We start from the raw sequence: 14,394 nt of genomic DNA, 5'->3' as shown, positions 1-14,394 counted from the left end.
AAAGTCCCCTTCCATGTTCAGAGCAGTTCTGCTGGCAGCCCTCTTTACCGTCTCCGCCGCTCCTGCGATGGCGGCTGATGTTGTGAGGGGCGAGGCCCGCGTCACGACGATCTTCGACCATCCGCTGCCTTCGGTTCCCGGCAAGAGCCTGCGCGGCGTCCTCGTCGAGTACGGTCCGGGCGGATCCTCACCGTCCCACACCCACGCCGCATCTGCTTTCATCACGGCAACAGTGATCGAGGGCGCGGTGCGCAGCCGGATCAACGACGGCCCAGAGAAAGTTTTCCGCACCGGCGAAAGCTTTGTCGAGATGCCCGGTGATCACCACGGTGTCAGCGCCAATGCCAGCGATGCCGAGCCCTCGAAGCTCCTCGCCGTCTTCGTCGTGGACACTGCCGACCGGGTATTGACGACGCCGGACCGGCCCTAGCAGCGGCGCGGGAACTCAGCTGTTCACGGCGACAAGGATAGCCGATGGTCGTCCACATTCGCTCAACCGGCTTCGTTTGCGAGGAACGGTCCATGTCGCAGGCCGAAATCGCCGCGGCGACCTTCGAGACCCATCGCGCGCGGCTATTGCGCATCGCCTACCGCATGCTTGGCTCGCGCAGCGAAGCAGAGGATGTCGTGCAGAATGCCTGGCTGCGCTGGGTGGCGGTGAACCAGACGAAGGTCGCTGCTCCCTATCCGTTCCTCGCGCGCATCGTTACCCGCCTCTGCCTCGACGAGATGAAGTCGGCCCGCGCCCGCCGGGAGACCTACATCGGCGCTTGGCTGCCCGAGCCGCTCGTCGAGAACGAGGAGGATGGGCTCGACAAAGATGACCTGACGCTGACGCTGATGATGGCGCTGGAGCGCCTGTCGCCGCTCGAGAGGGCGGCATTTCTCCTCCACGACGTCTTCGGCGTGCCGCTCGGCGAGGTGGCGGACACGCTCGGCCGGGAGGCGGCGGCCGTGCGCCAACTCGCCGTCCGGGCACGGCGGAACGTGGAGGCTGCGCGTCCGCGCTTCCCCGTAGAGCGCGAAGAGGGTGAGCGGATCGCGCGGGCCTTCTTCGCGGCGTCCACCAGCGGCGACACCGCAGCGCTGCGTACTCTTCTCGCCGCGAACGCGGTGTTGCGCTCCGATGGCGGCGGCAAGGTTTTGGCCTTCATCAACCCCATCACCGGATTGGACCGCCTCCTGCGCATGTTCGAGGGTGTGCGGCGCAAATGGGGTCACGGCTGGGCGCAGATGCTCGAACCCGTCTGGATCGATGGCTTGCCCGGCTATATCAGCCGCGAGCGCGGCGACGTTCTCCAAACCACTGCGCTCGCCATCGAGGACGGCCGGATCGCTGCGATCTACATTACCCGCAATCCCGACAAGCTCCGCCACGTCGCGCACGCGCTCGCGGTGGCACCGGACCCTACCTCGCGGACACAGTGATCAGGCAGCGGGCGCCTCCGAGTCGCCTTGCCGAACATTCGCCTCTCAGGGTGCGCCACGGCCTTTGGAAGCTGAAGGCAATAACCGCCGAGGTCGCCGCCGACCGCTCCTTGGTCTTCGGTCGACAGTCGGAAGCAGACGCGGCGCGATGTCCGCTCTTGCGTGCTGCCGACCGAAAGCAGACGATCGCAAACCCACCCATCTGAGACGCTCACGTCGGCTCAACACGCAGGCAGAGGCTGGCCGATAACCGTCGGTCCGCTTCGGGGGGCAACCGCACGGGAGCGGACACCCGAAACGGTTCAGGCAGGGGCCTCAGGGTGCGCCCCATCAACCGGATCGCGGCTTCGAAAGACATCCGAAGGCGCGACGCGGCAGCGCCTCGCGAGTCACTCGATCACGGGTCCTGATCGCGTTGCAACTGGACCCGGCCGCTCCCGGCGGGCTCGATGCGCTGCCTTGACGGAGCGCGTTCTACGCGCGTCGTCCCATCACGAGCGTGACCGGCTGTCCCGCACAGGTCTCGATGGCGGTAAACCCACGGGAGCGGAGTTCATCCTCCATATCAGCGCACGCCCATAGGTGGCCGCCGTTGCGGACCAGCCGCAAGGCTGCAAGCGCGGCGCCGACCGGATCCGGAGGCGGCGCGTAAAGTCCGACGACAAGGTATCCCTCCGGCTTGAGGGCAGCCGTCAGACGGTCGAGCGCCGTCCGAGCCGCGTCCTCTGAGAGGAAGGGTGCCGGGAGCCACGTCAGCGAGTAGCCGGCCGGATCATCGACCTGGGTCACATCCTGCAGGCGGAAGTCGATACGGCTGCCGAACGGGCCTGCCGCCACGTTCGCACGGGCCAGTTCGAGAGCGGGCTCCCAGATGTCCAGGCCCACGATATGCAGCGCGGGCCACTGCGCTGCGGCTTCGAGGGCGATACCGCCCACACCCGTGCCGACATCCAGGAAGCGCCCGGAGAGTGCGGCTGCGAGCGCCGGGCGCTCGGCCCCCAAGGCCGCCAAGTGCCGCACGACGACGCGTGAGGCTTGGCCTTGGGCCTGCAACATCGCAGGATCGCGGACCTGCCAGACTGCCGGTCGTTCCAGGCTATCCAACAGATCCCGCGCCTCCTGCAGCGCGTGCGTGACGGACGCCAGGGACGCGGAGACCTGCGCCTGATCGAGCTCACCGAGGCCCCCCGGCACCAGGGCCGCAACCACGTCGTGCAACCGGCGCGCGACCTCGGGAGGAACCTCCATCGCCTCCCGCCGCAGGCGTAAGGCGGCGCCGATCGCGGCAAGGCCTCGCGCCGCATCGCCCATCTGCCGCAGCGTGCGTTCAACGGCTTGGAAAGACATTGGCGACCGCCCGAGTGATAATCACCACGACGCGGCGTGGCGCCTGAAGGAGAGGAACTCGACCCGGCAGCCTCGGAACCATGCCGGGCCGCGACCCGCAGGGTGATCACAGGCCGTGAGCCTGGGCGATCATCTGGGCCGCCCGCTCTCCGATGATGGCGCAGGGGGCCTGCGTGTTTCCCGCCGTCACACGCGGCATGATCGAAGCATCCGCGATGCGCAGAGCGTCGATCCCGTAGACGTTCAGCGATGCATCGACCACCGACAGGGCATCGCGGCCCATCTTGGCCGTGCAGCTCTGGTGCCAGTACGTCACGGCGGCATCACGGATGAAGTCTTCGAGCGCGCCTCCCTTGATGTCGCCCGGCATGGCCTCTCCGCGGACATGCGGCCGAAACGCCTGTGCGTTGCCCAGCGCGCGGCACAGATCCACGCAGGCGACGGCCGTCGCCATATCCGCGGGATCGGACATCATGTTGGCCTCGATCGCCAACGGCACCGAGGGATCGGCACTCGTCAGCCGAAGCCGGCCGCGGCTCGCCGGGCGCGCCAGACCGGCGAACATCGTCCAGCCCTGCGCCGGCACACCGCGCGCCGCGGTCCGATCGCTCGGCACGGGAAATTCGACCTGGCAGAAGAGCACATCCGGCGCATCGAGCCCGGGGCGGCTCGTCCAGTACAGGGTCGCCTCGCTGCCGCTGTTCCGGGGGGCGATGGGTTCGGCATACTCCCAGATGCATCCGAACGAGACATGATCCTGAAAGTTCTGGCCGACGCCCGGCAGGTGCTGCATCACCGGGATGCCGAAGCGCGTCAGCTCCGCATGGTCCCCGATGCCGGAATGCATCAGAACCTTGGGCGTCTGGATAGCCCCCAGCGACAGCACCACCTCGGCCCGGGCTCTGATCTCCAGGATCTGCCCGGCGCGAACCACTTCGACGCCGACCGCGCGCTGCTGCTCGATCAGGACGCGCCGCACGGTCGCGTCGGTGAGGACCGTCAAGTTGGGGCGGTCGAGCCACGGATGGACATAGGCCCGGTAGAGCGATTGGCGCCGGCCGTCGCGAACCAGCATGTCCGAGATCGACGCGCCGCCCGGCCCCTCCATCATCACGCCATTCGGATGCGCGAACGTGGGGATGCCGATCTCGCGGGCCGCATCGAGCATCGCGTGTGCGATGGGGCTGGGATCCGAAGCAGGCTGGACCCAGACCGGTCCGGAAACGCCGCGATACCGGGGATCCGGCGAACCCTGCCAGTTCTCGATTCGACGATAGATCTGGAGGACGTTGTCGTAACTCCACCCGGCATCGCCAGCCTCCGCAGCGAAGTAATCCCAGTCGCTGCGGTGCCCGCGCGCCCAGACCATCACGTTGATGCTGGAGCCGCCCCCGAGACCTTTGCCCATCGCCATCGACAGGGCACGGCCGTTCAGGTGGGGGTTCGGCTGCGCCTGAAATCCCCAATCCCGCTCGCTGCCCAGATTGGCCGGCCATTGTGCAGGGTCGAGCACCGTCTCGGCATCGTCGCTGCCCCCGGCTTCGATCAGCAGCACGCGCAGATCGGCATTCTCCGCGAGGCGCCGCGCCACGACCGAGCCTGAGGATCCGGCGCCGCAAATGATGACGTCGTATTGCGACCGCAGCTCCGCGACCAAGCGGTGCTGGTTCTCCTGCGCGCGCCGCGAGGAATCGCGATCTTCGAGACGAGACTGGCTCACGATATATAGAGTCCTTCTTCTGCCGCGCGGCCGTTGCTGAGGAACAGCACGGTTTCTCCCGGCATCACTGCGGAGCCCGCGACGCAGCTCGTGAGCCGCGGGACTTCGGGTGGATGTTCCATGCCTTCGGCTTGCGTGACTGTGATCGTCGTCACACAGGAAGTATTGGCTGACGTTGACGAGGGCCTGTTCGCAGCCGCCCCCGAATGCGTTACAGACCCGACCTATCTGGCTGCGCCCCTCACGCGCGCGATCCCGGTGCGCTTCATCGATCTCACCGGCTTCACCGGTCCGACGCGTGAGCGCCTCGGCCCGGCCCCACCCGCGCCCGCCTCACAACGTTCCACGATCCCGTGGGTAACCCGCCGCGCCGTCAGCGCCGATCTCCTGACGGCTGCCGGTATCGCTGAGCCGGGCGGCCTCTTCGGCGCGCGGCGGACGGTGGCCATCCGCGGCCGGTTCCAACCCGTCGAGCTTTGGTTGAAGCGTGAACCTGCGCCGCTGCCGTCGATCCCGCGCCACGCCGGGCGTCCGGCTCTCTGTGACCGGGATCACAGCGACCGGCCATCGTCGGGCGCAGAGTGCTGTCACCCCAACAGGGAGAAGCACGATGAAGACGATTTCGACGAAGACGATGATGGTCGCAGGTCTCGCGCTCGCGACACTAGCCTGCGGTGCTGCCAGCGCCGACGCCCGCGGGTTCGGTCACGGCGGCTTCGGCCATCAGGGCGGATTTGGCCATCGCGGATTCGGGTACGGCGGATTTGGCCACCATCGATACTTCCACCACCGTGGATTCCGTCGGCGCTTCGGCGGGTTCAACTGGGATTATCCCGCAGGCCGCTACTTCCTCAGCTCGGATTTCGGGGATTGCCGCTTCGTCTACAACCCTTTGTTCTTCGGACACGAGCGCGTCTGCAGCTGACGGAGCTTTCGTCTCGGCTCATTGAGCCCTCGGCCAGAGACCGGCCGCCGCTGCACACGCAGCGGCGGCCGGTTGGCCCACCTCGGCACACCACCGCTTGCTGTGACGACGGACTGGTGACGGCACCCCCGCCCCATTCGTCCCGAAGACGCCGCGCGAATATCGAAACTGGAACCGCAACCGCGTTAGAGGTGTCGCTCGCGCCTGCGCGGAGCGGTCGCGAGTGTGTCGCCGCCGTCGCGCGTTCGCTTGTAGGCGTGCACGTGACCGTGGTGATGGTGGTTCCACCGAGGATGATGTCAGTGCCGGGATCCGGGCGCGTCACGCGGCCGGAGTCTGCGCCGGGGAGCAGGGCGATGGCGGCGACGCGGAAACCGGCGGATGCAGCTCGGCAGGTCGAACCCGCCAAGCACCACACGCCTCCTGATTTCTACGAGAGCCTGCCGCGATTCACCACCTTCTCCAGCCTCATGGATCCAGTCCTCTATCGGCCGCTGCCCACGACGTGGTGGCTTGGTGTGGCCGATGTCGTCGGCTCCCAGCAGCAGATCGGGCTGGGCCGCTACAAGGCGGTGAATGCGGCCGGCGCAGCCATCATCGCGGCCGTCTCCAATGCTCTCGGCCGGCGCGAGTTTCCCTTCGTCTTCGGCGGCGATGGGGCAAGCTTCGCCATTGGCCCGGAAGACGTTGATATTGCTCGAGAAGCGCTGGCGGCAACGGCCGTCTGGGTCCGGGAGGCGCTGCACCTCGAGCTGCGCACCGCTCTCCTGCCGGTCTTAGCCGTGCGCGATCGCGGGCTCGACGTGCGCGTAGCCCGCTACGCGCCCAGTGCTCACGTTTCCTATGCGATGTTCAGCGGAGGCGGTCTGCCCTGGGCAGAAGCCGCCATGAAGGCCGGCGACTATGCCGTCGTACCGGCCGAGCCCGGCAGCCAGCCTGACCTGACCGGCCTCTCCTGCCGCTGGCAGGAGATCCGTCCCCGCCACGCATTGATGCTCTCGCTCATGCTCGTGCCGCAGCACAGCGGCGATGCGCCGGCCTTCCGGCAACTCGTGCAAGAGATCCTGCACAGCCTGGAGATCAGTGCCGAGGTCGCACGTCCGATGCAGGACGATGGACCGCAGATGCACGGACCGTGGATGGGGCTGGATCTCGAACTGCGCGCCATGCCGGGCCCTCGTAAGAGCCGCCTCTGGCGCAAGCTCCGCCTCGCGGCACGCTCAATTCCGGAATACCTGCTCTATCGCACAGGCTTGCGGCTAGGCGCGTTCGATCCCGCCGCGTTTCGGCACGAGATCGTCGGGAATACGGACTTCCGCAAATACGATGACGCGCTGCGGATGACCCTGGACTGCACCGAGGCCTTCGCGGATCGGCTGGAGGCGCAGCTCGCCGCTGCAGAGGCACAGGGGATCTGCCATTTCGGTCTGGAACGGCAATCGGCTGCGCAGTTGACCTGCATCAGCCCTCCGGTTCCGAGCAGCGGGCACATGCACTTCATCGATGGCGCTGGCGGAGGCTACGCCGCGGCCGCCGCACGGCTGAAGGCTCGGGCGGCACGTGTCGGGGCCGTGGGGCCGACCAGCCCGTGAGGCGGCTGTGAAGCGTGGCTGCTGCCGGATGTAGCGCAGGGGGGGACGGCCGACCGCGAGCGGTGTTCAAGATCCCTATGCCGCACCGCATCTGCGAGCGTTCGGTCGATGGCGGAACCTTCGCGGTCGGCACCAGCCTGATCCGTGCCGATACCTGCGAGCGGCGACCGGTCGAAGGCGCGAACAGTTTCGCCGGGTTGGAGCTTTCCCGGCCCGGGATCTTTGCTGATGGCCTACGCCACCAGTCTACCGCCCCACGACGGGAAGCGGTAGCACAAATCGTCAACGCCCTGTCCTGTGGACAAGCGCGTGCAACAGCGCTGCGTACAATCGGCCTCGCCGCAGAAGCGGCCGAGAGCCGTCTGCAATCAGATCATTGACTGAGCGGAGGCTTGGCTGGGGCGCCAGGATTCGAACCTGGGAATGGCGGTACCAAAAGCCAGTCGCCTCAAGTCTTAACGTGCTGATCGAATTCGTTTTTTCAGATCAGTCCGCTGACCCTGTGCCGGCTTTTGTGCTTCGATTGGCTTGCCGGTAGCCGCGTCGATCTCCTGCGCAATCAGGGCGCCCTCCCCTGTGCCGGGATTTGTGCCGGCTCCGTGGGCCGCCGTTCGCCGGGCCTCGACCTCCAAGAACGCATAGGCGCGTTCGGTCTGGACGACGCTGCGGTGGCCAAGCTGGTCACGCACCATCTCCAGCGACCACTTCTCCTCCTGAAGCAACCGGCAGCCGTGGGTCCGACGCAGATCGTGCCAGCGCAGGTCCTTCACCTTCGCGCGCACAGCGGCTCGGCGCATGCCCCGGTCCAGGTGATTGAATCGCTCGCCGTCGTTGCGCTCGGGCCGCTCTACGGCCGCCGCTCGGCGCTGCCCTCGCTTCGTCGTCGCGGCGCCGTGGTGGAAGACGAACGCGCTCTTCATGTGTCGCGGCATCCGGGCGAGCACGTCGAGGGCGGGCTGCAGCAGGATCACCGTGCGCTCTCGCTTGCCCTTCGCGGTCTCGGCCGAGACGGTGAGTTGCTTTTGCGCCAGGTCGATCTGCGGCCAGGTGAGCGAGAACTGCTCCTCCTGGCGCAGGCCGGTGTAGATCGCGAACAGGATGGCGTCGCGCACGTAGGGCACCGACGATTCGAGCAATCGCGCCTCCTCGGCACGGCTGAGATACCGGGTGCGCGGTGGCGCTTCTCGCAGGCCGCGCTTCGACCGCTGCTTGAGGAACGGGATGACCGGGTTGATGTCGGCCCACTCGTTCTCGATCGCGAAGCCGAAGATCGTCGACAGGCACGCGAGGTCGCGCCGGACCGTCGGCGCCGACGCGCCGGCCGTGCGCCGGGCGGTCTCGAAGTCCTTCAGGTCCTTGGCGCGCAGTTCGAGAAGCAGCCTGCCTTTAAAGTGCTCGTTCAGCCAGTTGATCGACACGCCGTAGCGGCGGAGCGTGCTTGGGCGCAGCGACGGGCCATGCTCGGTGATGAATGCCGCGATGACGGCGTTCAAGGTCAGCCGCGGCTTCCCACCCCACGCCTGGGCCTCAAGGTCGGCGAGCCAGACTGCAAGACGTTGGCGAGCAACGCTCTCAGATCGTGTTCCGAGGGATTCGCGGATGTCCTGGCCGTTCTTCTGGATCCGGCCCCACCACGTTTTGCCGCGGAGGTAGATGTCGGCCATTCTGGCACCGTCCTCGTCGAAGCATCCCACCACTGACGCACGGCACGCAGATCGAACACCCAAGATGATCGCGGACCGAAAGGCTGTCGAGCACCCGGGATTCTTCCAGCCGCAGCTTGTCGAATCCAGTGTCGTTCCGTGAAGCCAAATTCACGAACCAAATCGGCAGCGCTTGCGAGAAGTTCACGCGCCATCGCCCCCTCCCCGCTTTTCAGCCTTGTGCCTTCGCACGGATCAGATCTGCCATCACGTCGTGCGCCGCATTCGACCGACGAGGATGATGCTCGTGAACGAGCCGCTTACCGGTCACGATCGCGCCTCCGGCATGCCGTTGAGCTCGACGCCATCGAGGTGGCGGCAGCGGCTTGGTTCGGGCGAGACATCATGCTTCGGCCTCTTCACGTACGCGGGCCGCGGTGCCGTCGCGATGCCCGGCCCGCCAGGTGGCGTACCGGGCCGGATCCGCCTTGATCTCCTCGCTGAGGCACTTCTTGGTGCCGGCCTCGCCGTCGCGGAATCCACGGTCGTAGTCCGGATGCGACGGGTCGATGGTGGTCTTGTCCTGCGCCGCCCCGTCGGCCGCCCCCGATGCCGCCTCCGGCACCGGATTGGACCGATCGGGCTCGGCCTCGGCGCCCTCACCTGCGGTATCTCCGGTTTCGCCGTGATCGGGGTTCGCGGCCTCCGTCTTCCCGGCAGCGACCTGCGGGCCGGCCTGCGTGTCGCCATCGTTGAGCGGGTCGGAGACCTTGTCGAACGCCTTGCCGGCCTGCGCGGCGCGGTTGATGAACAGGCTCTCGACCGTCTCCTCTCCGTTCTTGATCGCCTGGAACATGCCGATCAGGGTCGGGATGTGCTCCAGCGTGATCTCGTCCTCGCCGACGACGCCGAGCGCGGCGAAGATCTGTTCGGGCTTCACGCCCCAGGTGCCGAACGCCTTGATCGAGCCGGCCCGGCGCTCGGCCAAAGTCTTCACGTCGCCCTTCACCACGCCCTCGGCCGCCTCGTAGGCGCGGCGCCAGATGCCCTTCGGCACCCCGGCCAGGATGGCGTTGCGGCGTGCGATCGAAGACGCCGCGTTGCCGGTGACGACGATCATGTCGTCGTTCAGGAGCCGGCCTTGACGGTCGCTGATGCGGCGGCGGACCGTCGCCTTCACGGCGGCGTTCGTCTCCAGATCGTGGAAGACCGCTTCGGCCACGATCACCTTCTCGCGGCGATCGACCTCGATCACCCGGGTCGCGACCCGGTTGTTCCCCCATTGCTGCGCCACGATCTCGGCCAGCCGGATCGATGGGCCACGGATCGGCCTACCGCCGCGCGGCAGGGCGTAGATGCATTCCTGGGCCGCCTGGTCGTCGAGGGTCGCCAGCGAGTTGATGTTCTTGCTCGCCCGGGTGACCGAGCGCGGATACCGGCGCGCGGTCTCGACCTGCGCGGTGATCTCGGCCCTCGACATCGCGGCGACCGTGCCGCTGTCCAGCGCGGCCACCGCGCCGGGCTCCAGGACCTCGCCGTCCTGCGTGATGATCTCGCCGTCCATGATGGTGTCTCCGGGTTGGGTGCGGGCGGGACGCGGCCGCGGCTCAAGCCGCGCCGAACCACCGAGGCAGGTGATCGAGCTCGATCTCCTCGAGCGGCTGATGGGTGATCCAGGGCGCGGAGACTCCGTGCGCGCGGCGGGCGCCGACGTAGTTCTCCAGGGCGCGGCGGACGTATTCGGCGCCGATGTCCAGCACCGGGTTGCCCGGCGACATGACCCCGCCCCAGGTGAGCGGCGCGCCGACCGACGCCCAGAAGATGAAGACGAAGGCGTATTGCTCGGCGGCTGCGACCCGGGCGAGCCAGGCCGGGTCGTGATCCCCGAAGACCCGCCCCTCGGCAACGAGCGCGGCCAGCCGGGTACGGCCCTGCAGGTAGGCGGCGGCCTGGGTCGGGTAATTCCACTCGCCCAGCGCGCGCCGACACGAGGCGACGAACGGCAGACCGTCGCGCGGGCGGGTGGATTTCAGGTCGACCACGGCGCGGGGTTTCAGGTAGTCGAACCGGGCCTTCCGGCGCACCGGCTCGCCGTCGACCGTCTCGGTCCAGAAGACCGAGACCTCGGGCTGGCCGCCGTGGAAGGATCCGGCGAGATGCGGGTTGTCGAGCACCGCGCCGCCGGCCTGGACGATCCGGTCGAAATCCGCCCCCTTGAGCAGGGTCCGGCCGGCCTCCGCAGCCTCCCTGAGCAGGTGATCGAGGATCCGGGGCGGCTCGACGCCATCGGTTTCGCACAGCGCGCGGATCAGCTCGACGCGCGCGGCCTTCGTTGCCGGTGCCTTCTCGCCATGATCCTTCAGCCAGGCGCCGAGCTGGTCGGCAGTGACGAGGAGGTCATCGCCCTCGGGATGGCGCTCGAACCGCGCGTGGAAGGCCTGCGGGCCCTCCAGCACGAACTTGTGCACCGCCCGGCCGACGATCCGGTGCGCCGCCTCCTCGACCTCCTCGGGCCTGCCGGGATTGAGCGCGGAGCCGAACCAGTAGGCCGCCGGCTCGGCCGCGAGCTGCTTCAGGTCGGTCGAGCCGAGGGCCGGATCCGCGTGGTACACCGCCTCGTCGAGACCGAAATGGATTCCATCCGATATCTCGCCGACGGAAGCGAGGCTGGCAGGGGTGACCGCGTCCATGGCGCTCACTCCCCTGCCTCGGCTAGCCCGCCGGCCTGCTCCGCGAACCGTGCGCTCTCGGCCTGCGCTGCCGCGAGGTGCGCCGGATCGAGCCGGTCCTCGACGGCCGGGAAGCCGCAGAGCCGGTTCAGCGCCAGGGCCGCGATCTCGGCTGCCTCCTGGCGCGCCGGCGCGCCCAGGATCTCGGGCGAGATCATCGCGAGCATGTGGCCGTCGCGGTCGTCGACGACGCCGGAGGTCGTGAGGCTGGATCGGTACGGCCCTGGCCTGCCCAGAAGTGTCAGGCGGCGCGCGAACGTGTTGGGGGTCTGCACGGGCAGCTCATGGGTGGCGGGGACGATCATGGTCGGCGCTCCAGCGCGCGGGCGCGGCGGGCGCGGATCGCGTGCCCCTCGCGGATGTCGATGACCGAGGCGGGCAGGTGCCGCGGCGGCGTGAGCGCGTCGGCCCAGAACCGGAAACCGGCGGCCCAGGCGCTGAACCAGAGCGCGAGCGGGATCACGGGCGCCTCCCGGCGGCCAGCGCCCGGTTCTCGGCGTCCATCCGCTCGCGCGTCCGGGCGTGCGCCTCGTAATCGCGGGCGAGCATGGCCAGGGCTTCCGCGGTCAGCATCCGCCAGCCAAACCGCCGGAAGACGCGCGCCATCAGGTGCTCGTCCGTGGCGGAATGCCCATGGTGCTCGGCGATCACGGCGATGTCCGCGTCGCTGTCGGTGCGCGGGACGATCAGGCCGGCCAGCTGCGTGGCGGCGGCGAGGCTGCTCTTCGGTTGGGAGCGAATCGGGTGTGGCGCGTTCATGCGGCCTCCCGGATCAGATCGGCCTCGAGATCCGCGATGGCCGCCAACTCGTCGGCCTCCTCCAGCGCGAGAGAATCCGCGTGGTCCTGGGCGGCGAAGATCGCCTCCGCCTCGCAGTCGCAGTCATCGCGGATCAGGCCATAGGGGCTGTGCGCAGCGTAGCCGGTGCTCGTCCGCTTCACGCGGTAGCCGGCGGGGAGATCGAGGCTCGCCATGATCAACGCCCCTCGGAGAAGGGCCGGCGTGGATCGGTTTGAGTTTCGGACGCCTTGGCGAGCGCTAGCGTCGTTGAGTAAGGCGGTGGGCTCGAATCGAGGGTGGCTGGCATCTGTGGCTCCATCCCTTGAGGTGATGATGGAGCATATCCACGATTCGTGGACATAACAACGGATTTGTCCACGTATCGTGGACTTTTCTATGTTCTTGATTTGTTCTTTGTTAGTTGTGAGTAGTCCCTCTGGCGCAGCTCTTTAAGACAAACTAACATATCCGGCTTACCGGGGGCTGCGGCATGTCGGATAAAAAAGGACACAATAGTCAATCCGGCTATAATATCAAAGCGCTGGGCATGCAATTAGCTATGCAGTTGCCGCGCGACCGATCACAAGCCTTGGCTATTATTGAGCATACGCGTTGGCTTGTCGAAAATTATCTTCACGTGGCCGATTGTGAGCAGGCCGCTGGGCCTAAAAAGGGGGAACTGAAGATCGTTCGCTGATCTTAAGCCGCGCGTTCCGATCTGCGACGCGCAATAATGCGCGTGGCGAAGTCGTGCGAAGTGCCGGCCAGATCCCCGTGGTAAAGCCAATTAAAATCTAGCTTGGCTGCTGGAAAGGCATTGATCACCAACACGGCCATGGCTGGTTTCATGAGCCGTCGGCCGGCCTCGTAATTTTCTAGTTGCGTCTTTGAGAAGCCTACAACCTCGTAGAATTCGCGCGGCGATAGGTTGAACGCCTCGCGCGTCTCGCGCAGTCGGCGCCCGATCGACTCCTGGCTTTCTGGCAGCTCTGATCTCTCCGGCATGCGATGACAATGCGTCTGTCCACGTTCTGTGGCTACAAACGTTTTGTGGACTTGACTCGTCCACGATACGTGGACATTTTGCGCGTCATGACCGATCTGTTTCCCTCTTTCAGGACGACCGACGAGGTCATCGATTTTCTCGGTGGCAATGGTCCGACGGGCGACATCGTTGGAGCCAAACCCAAGACGGTATCGAACTGGCGCGAGGCCGCACGAGGCCGGTTTCCCGCCGAGACATTCCTGGCGCTCAACCGGGCCCTCAAACGGCGTGGAAGGGGGGCTTCGCCTCACCTCTGGGGAATGATCGCCGATCGAGCAGGCAACGCTCCGGCCGGCCTCCAACCCGAAGATGCTTTTCGGTCGCTGGAGCCTCTGTACGACATGGCGCCCGCAGCCGTTCAGGAGGCAGCTGCGTGATGGTTCAAGATCCTTCGCCTTTCCAGACCTCAGGTCGAAGAGCCAGCGTCCATCTCCTCGGCGGTATCGGCGACCTTCAACAAGCCGGCAGCCAAGTCGCGCGCCTGCTTCACGCGCATCCCGATCGTGTGAAGCAAACAATCGTCCGGCGTCTTCGAGTGCTCGGGCCGACATCCTGTGGTCAAAATCACGTAAGGCCCGCCCGGTCCCGGCAGGGGAACCAGTTGGAATCCGGCCAGCGCGTGGATCTCTGTTTTCTTCGACATCGAACCCATTCCGTCGGCATACGTCCTGCCCCCGAAGTTGAGCGTACCCGGCCCGTCGCTTCAAGGGCCGGAGCGTACCCGGCCTCGTTGTTACAAGCGAAGCGCGAGACCCAGGCGCTTCCGTTCCACCCGCTTGTTCCATTGGCTGGAATAGCCGCCTCGATCGCTGTTGGCATGGGCTCGACGGTACCGCCCGCGTGTCCTCTCCGGAGGGGGGCATGATGGGGCCGGCCACGACCGGCGTGCCGAACCTCACTGCAGTCGAGGTTGCGGTGCTGCGTCGCGCTGTCGGCGGCCTCGCCGAGAAGGAGATTGCGACCGAGCTCGGGCTCTGCCGCCAGAGCGTCGGGCGCCACCTGCGCCGCATTCGGAACAAGGCCGGGATCACGACGCTCCAGAGCCGCCGCCCGCTGGTGCTGCTGGCCCGCCGGCTCGGTCTGGAGCCGACGTGATGGCTGCCGCGCAGCACGCCTCCCACGCCTGTCGCCGCATCGAGGCGGAGGCGACGCCACCGTTCGGGGCAATCGTCCCGCCGCCAACGC

General features: G+C 67.2%; 19 protein-coding genes. 8 read left to right on the top strand and 11 right to left on the bottom strand.

Going from position 1 to position 14,394, the window contains the following annotated elements; translation table 11 throughout:
* Positions 1-13: 13 nt before the first annotated feature.
* On the top strand, positions 14-430 hold the full coding sequence (locus LGR69_RS11580; protein WP_230366128.1) for a cupin domain-containing protein: 417 nt from the start codon (positions 14-16) through the stop codon (positions 428-430).
* Positions 431-522: 92 nt separating this feature from the next.
* A complete protein-coding gene (locus LGR69_RS11575; protein WP_230366234.1) occupies positions 523-1,428 on the top strand; it encodes a sigma-70 family RNA polymerase sigma factor in 906 nt (301 codons plus the stop codon).
* Between the two features lie 474 nt (positions 1,429-1,902).
* Here the strand turns inward: LGR69_RS11575 and LGR69_RS11570 are convergent, their stop codons facing one another.
* Both LGR69_RS11570 and LGR69_RS11565 read right to left on the bottom strand, forming a co-directional pair.
* Positions 1,903-2,775, bottom strand: a complete 873-nt coding sequence (locus LGR69_RS11570) for an SAM-dependent methyltransferase (protein ID WP_230366127.1) — start codon at positions 2,773-2,775, stop codon at positions 1,903-1,905.
* 106 nt (positions 2,776-2,881) lie between these two features.
* Positions 2,882-4,495: a GMC family oxidoreductase gene (locus tag LGR69_RS11565; RefSeq protein WP_230366126.1), complete on the bottom strand. Its 1,614-nt coding sequence runs from the start codon at positions 4,493-4,495 to the stop codon at positions 2,882-2,884.
* A gap of 610 nt (positions 4,496-5,105) precedes the next feature.
* On the opposite strand from LGR69_RS11565, the gene LGR69_RS11560 reads away from it, so the two are divergent.
* The 3 genes from LGR69_RS11560 (at position 5,106) to LGR69_RS11550 (ending at position 7,392) form a co-directional block, all read left to right on the top strand.
* Positions 5,106-5,420, top strand: coding sequence for a hypothetical protein (locus LGR69_RS11560; RefSeq protein ID WP_230366125.1), 315 nt, complete (start codon positions 5,106-5,108; stop codon positions 5,418-5,420).
* A 356-nt stretch (positions 5,421-5,776) separates the two neighbouring features.
* Positions 5,777-7,012 (top strand): DUF3095 domain-containing protein, encoded by a 1,236-nt coding sequence (locus tag LGR69_RS11555; RefSeq protein ID WP_230366124.1) that lies wholly within the window; start codon positions 5,777-5,779, stop codon positions 7,010-7,012.
* A 62-nt stretch (positions 7,013-7,074) separates the two neighbouring features.
* Positions 7,075-7,392, top strand: a complete 318-nt coding sequence (locus tag LGR69_RS11550) for a hypothetical protein (RefSeq protein WP_230366123.1) — start codon at positions 7,075-7,077, stop codon at positions 7,390-7,392.
* Positions 7,393-7,467: 75 nt separating this feature from the next.
* On the opposite strand, the gene LGR69_RS11545 is transcribed toward LGR69_RS11550, so the two are convergent.
* From LGR69_RS11545 to LGR69_RS11515, 7 genes are all read right to left on the bottom strand, one after another.
* On the bottom strand, positions 7,468-8,676 hold the full coding sequence (locus LGR69_RS11545) for a tyrosine-type recombinase/integrase (protein WP_230366122.1): 1,209 nt from the start codon (positions 8,674-8,676) through the stop codon (positions 7,468-7,470).
* Between the two features lie 382 nt (positions 8,677-9,058).
* A complete protein-coding gene (locus tag LGR69_RS11540) occupies positions 9,059-10,219 on the bottom strand; it encodes a hypothetical protein (RefSeq protein WP_230366121.1) in 1,161 nt (386 codons plus the stop codon).
* Positions 10,220-10,262: 43 nt separating this feature from the next.
* Complete coding sequence (locus LGR69_RS11535; protein ID WP_230366120.1) at positions 10,263-11,345, bottom strand: PD-(D/E)XK nuclease-like domain-containing protein; 1,083 nt, start codon at positions 11,343-11,345, stop codon at positions 10,263-10,265.
* A 5-nt stretch (positions 11,346-11,350) separates the two neighbouring features.
* Positions 11,351-11,689, bottom strand: coding sequence for a hypothetical protein (locus LGR69_RS11530; RefSeq protein ID WP_230366119.1), 339 nt, complete (start codon positions 11,687-11,689; stop codon positions 11,351-11,353).
* A complete protein-coding gene (locus LGR69_RS11525; RefSeq protein WP_163005972.1) occupies positions 11,686-11,847 on the bottom strand; it encodes a hypothetical protein in 162 nt (53 codons plus the stop codon). Before LGR69_RS11525 ends, LGR69_RS11530 begins: the two co-directional genes overlap by 4 nt.
* Positions 11,844-12,143 carry a hypothetical protein gene (locus LGR69_RS11520; RefSeq protein WP_230366118.1) on the bottom strand — a complete coding sequence of 100 codons (300 nt, stop codon included), beginning with the start codon at positions 12,141-12,143 and terminating at the stop codon, positions 11,844-11,846. The genes LGR69_RS11525 and LGR69_RS11520 overlap by 4 nt, the downstream gene beginning before the upstream one ends.
* On the bottom strand, positions 12,140-12,358 hold the full coding sequence (locus tag LGR69_RS11515) for a hypothetical protein (RefSeq protein ID WP_163005971.1): 219 nt from the start codon (positions 12,356-12,358) through the stop codon (positions 12,140-12,142). The genes LGR69_RS11520 and LGR69_RS11515 overlap by 4 nt, the downstream gene beginning before the upstream one ends.
* A 296-nt stretch (positions 12,359-12,654) precedes the next feature.
* Here LGR69_RS11515 and LGR69_RS11510 point away from each other — a divergent pair, with 296 nt between their 5' ends.
* A complete protein-coding gene (locus LGR69_RS11510; RefSeq protein ID WP_163005970.1) occupies positions 12,655-12,861 on the top strand; it encodes a hypothetical protein in 207 nt (68 codons plus the stop codon).
* Positions 12,862-12,863: 2 nt separating this feature from the next.
* Here LGR69_RS11510 and LGR69_RS11505 read toward each other — a convergent pair whose 3' ends face one another.
* Entirely contained in the window at positions 12,864-13,169 is a 306-nt protein-coding gene (locus tag LGR69_RS11505; RefSeq protein WP_230366117.1) for a helix-turn-helix domain-containing protein, read from the bottom strand.
* 87 nt (positions 13,170-13,256) lie between these two features.
* Here LGR69_RS11505 and LGR69_RS11500 point away from each other — a divergent pair, with 87 nt between their 5' ends.
* Entirely contained in the window at positions 13,257-13,586 is a 330-nt protein-coding gene (locus LGR69_RS11500; RefSeq protein WP_230366116.1) for a hypothetical protein, read from the top strand.
* A 29-nt stretch (positions 13,587-13,615) separates the two neighbouring features.
* Here the strand turns inward: LGR69_RS11500 and LGR69_RS11495 are convergent, their stop codons facing one another.
* Positions 13,616-13,852 (bottom strand): hypothetical protein, encoded by a 237-nt coding sequence (locus tag LGR69_RS11495; RefSeq protein WP_163005967.1) that lies wholly within the window; start codon positions 13,850-13,852, stop codon positions 13,616-13,618.
* Positions 13,853-14,070: 218 nt separating this feature from the next.
* Between LGR69_RS11495 and LGR69_RS11490 the strand changes: the two genes are divergently transcribed.
* Positions 14,071-14,304, top strand: a complete 234-nt coding sequence (locus LGR69_RS11490) for a LuxR C-terminal-related transcriptional regulator (protein WP_122159769.1) — start codon at positions 14,071-14,073, stop codon at positions 14,302-14,304.
* The last annotated feature ends 90 nt before the right edge of the window (positions 14,305-14,394 follow it).

The sequence above is a fragment of the Methylobacterium brachiatum genome (assembly GCF_020523825.1).
Lineage (GTDB): Bacteria > Pseudomonadota > Alphaproteobacteria > Rhizobiales > Beijerinckiaceae > Methylobacterium > Methylobacterium brachiatum.
Note: the sequence above shows the minus strand (reverse complement) of the source record. Positions and strands in the feature narration are given on the sequence as shown.

What these genes read in the sequence shown, in the direction of transcription:
- LGR69_RS11530 (WP_230366119.1), bottom strand. Translation starts at nt 11,689, where the DNA reads ATGATCGTCCCCGCCACCCATGAGCTGCCCGTGCAGACCCCCAACACG.
- LGR69_RS11510 (WP_163005970.1), top strand. Translation starts at nt 12,655, where the DNA reads ATGTCGGATAAAAAAGGACACAATAGTCAATCCGGCTATAATATCAAA.
- LGR69_RS11570 (WP_230366127.1), bottom strand. Translation starts at nt 2,775, where the DNA reads ATGTCTTTCCAAGCCGTTGAACGCACGCTGCGGCAGATGGGCGATGCG.
- LGR69_RS11520 (WP_230366118.1), bottom strand. Translation starts at nt 12,143, where the DNA reads ATGAACGCGCCACACCCGATTCGCTCCCAACCGAAGAGCAGCCTCGCC.
- LGR69_RS11535 (WP_230366120.1), bottom strand. Translation starts at nt 11,345, where the DNA reads ATGGACGCGGTCACCCCTGCCAGCCTCGCTTCCGTCGGCGAGATATCG.
- LGR69_RS11560 (WP_230366125.1), top strand. Translation starts at nt 5,106, where the DNA reads ATGAAGACGATTTCGACGAAGACGATGATGGTCGCAGGTCTCGCGCTC.
- LGR69_RS11555 (WP_230366124.1), top strand. Translation starts at nt 5,777, where the DNA reads ATGGCGGCGACGCGGAAACCGGCGGATGCAGCTCGGCAGGTCGAACCC.
- LGR69_RS11580 (WP_230366128.1), top strand. Translation starts at nt 14, where the DNA reads ATGTTCAGAGCAGTTCTGCTGGCAGCCCTCTTTACCGTCTCCGCCGCT.
- LGR69_RS11575 (WP_230366234.1), top strand. Translation starts at nt 523, where the DNA reads ATGTCGCAGGCCGAAATCGCCGCGGCGACCTTCGAGACCCATCGCGCG.
- LGR69_RS11505 (WP_230366117.1), bottom strand. Translation starts at nt 13,169, where the DNA reads ATGCCGGAGAGATCAGAGCTGCCAGAAAGCCAGGAGTCGATCGGGCGC.
- LGR69_RS11495 (WP_163005967.1), bottom strand. Translation starts at nt 13,852, where the DNA reads ATGTCGAAGAAAACAGAGATCCACGCGCTGGCCGGATTCCAACTGGTT.
- LGR69_RS11500 (WP_230366116.1), top strand. Translation starts at nt 13,257, where the DNA reads ATGACCGATCTGTTTCCCTCTTTCAGGACGACCGACGAGGTCATCGAT.
- LGR69_RS11490 (WP_122159769.1), top strand. Translation starts at nt 14,071, where the DNA reads ATGATGGGGCCGGCCACGACCGGCGTGCCGAACCTCACTGCAGTCGAG.
- LGR69_RS11540 (WP_230366121.1), bottom strand. Translation starts at nt 10,219, where the DNA reads ATGGACGGCGAGATCATCACGCAGGACGGCGAGGTCCTGGAGCCCGGC.
- LGR69_RS11545 (WP_230366122.1), bottom strand. Translation starts at nt 8,676, where the DNA reads ATGGCCGACATCTACCTCCGCGGCAAAACGTGGTGGGGCCGGATCCAG.
- LGR69_RS11515 (WP_163005971.1), bottom strand. Translation starts at nt 12,358, where the DNA reads ATGGCGAGCCTCGATCTCCCCGCCGGCTACCGCGTGAAGCGGACGAGC.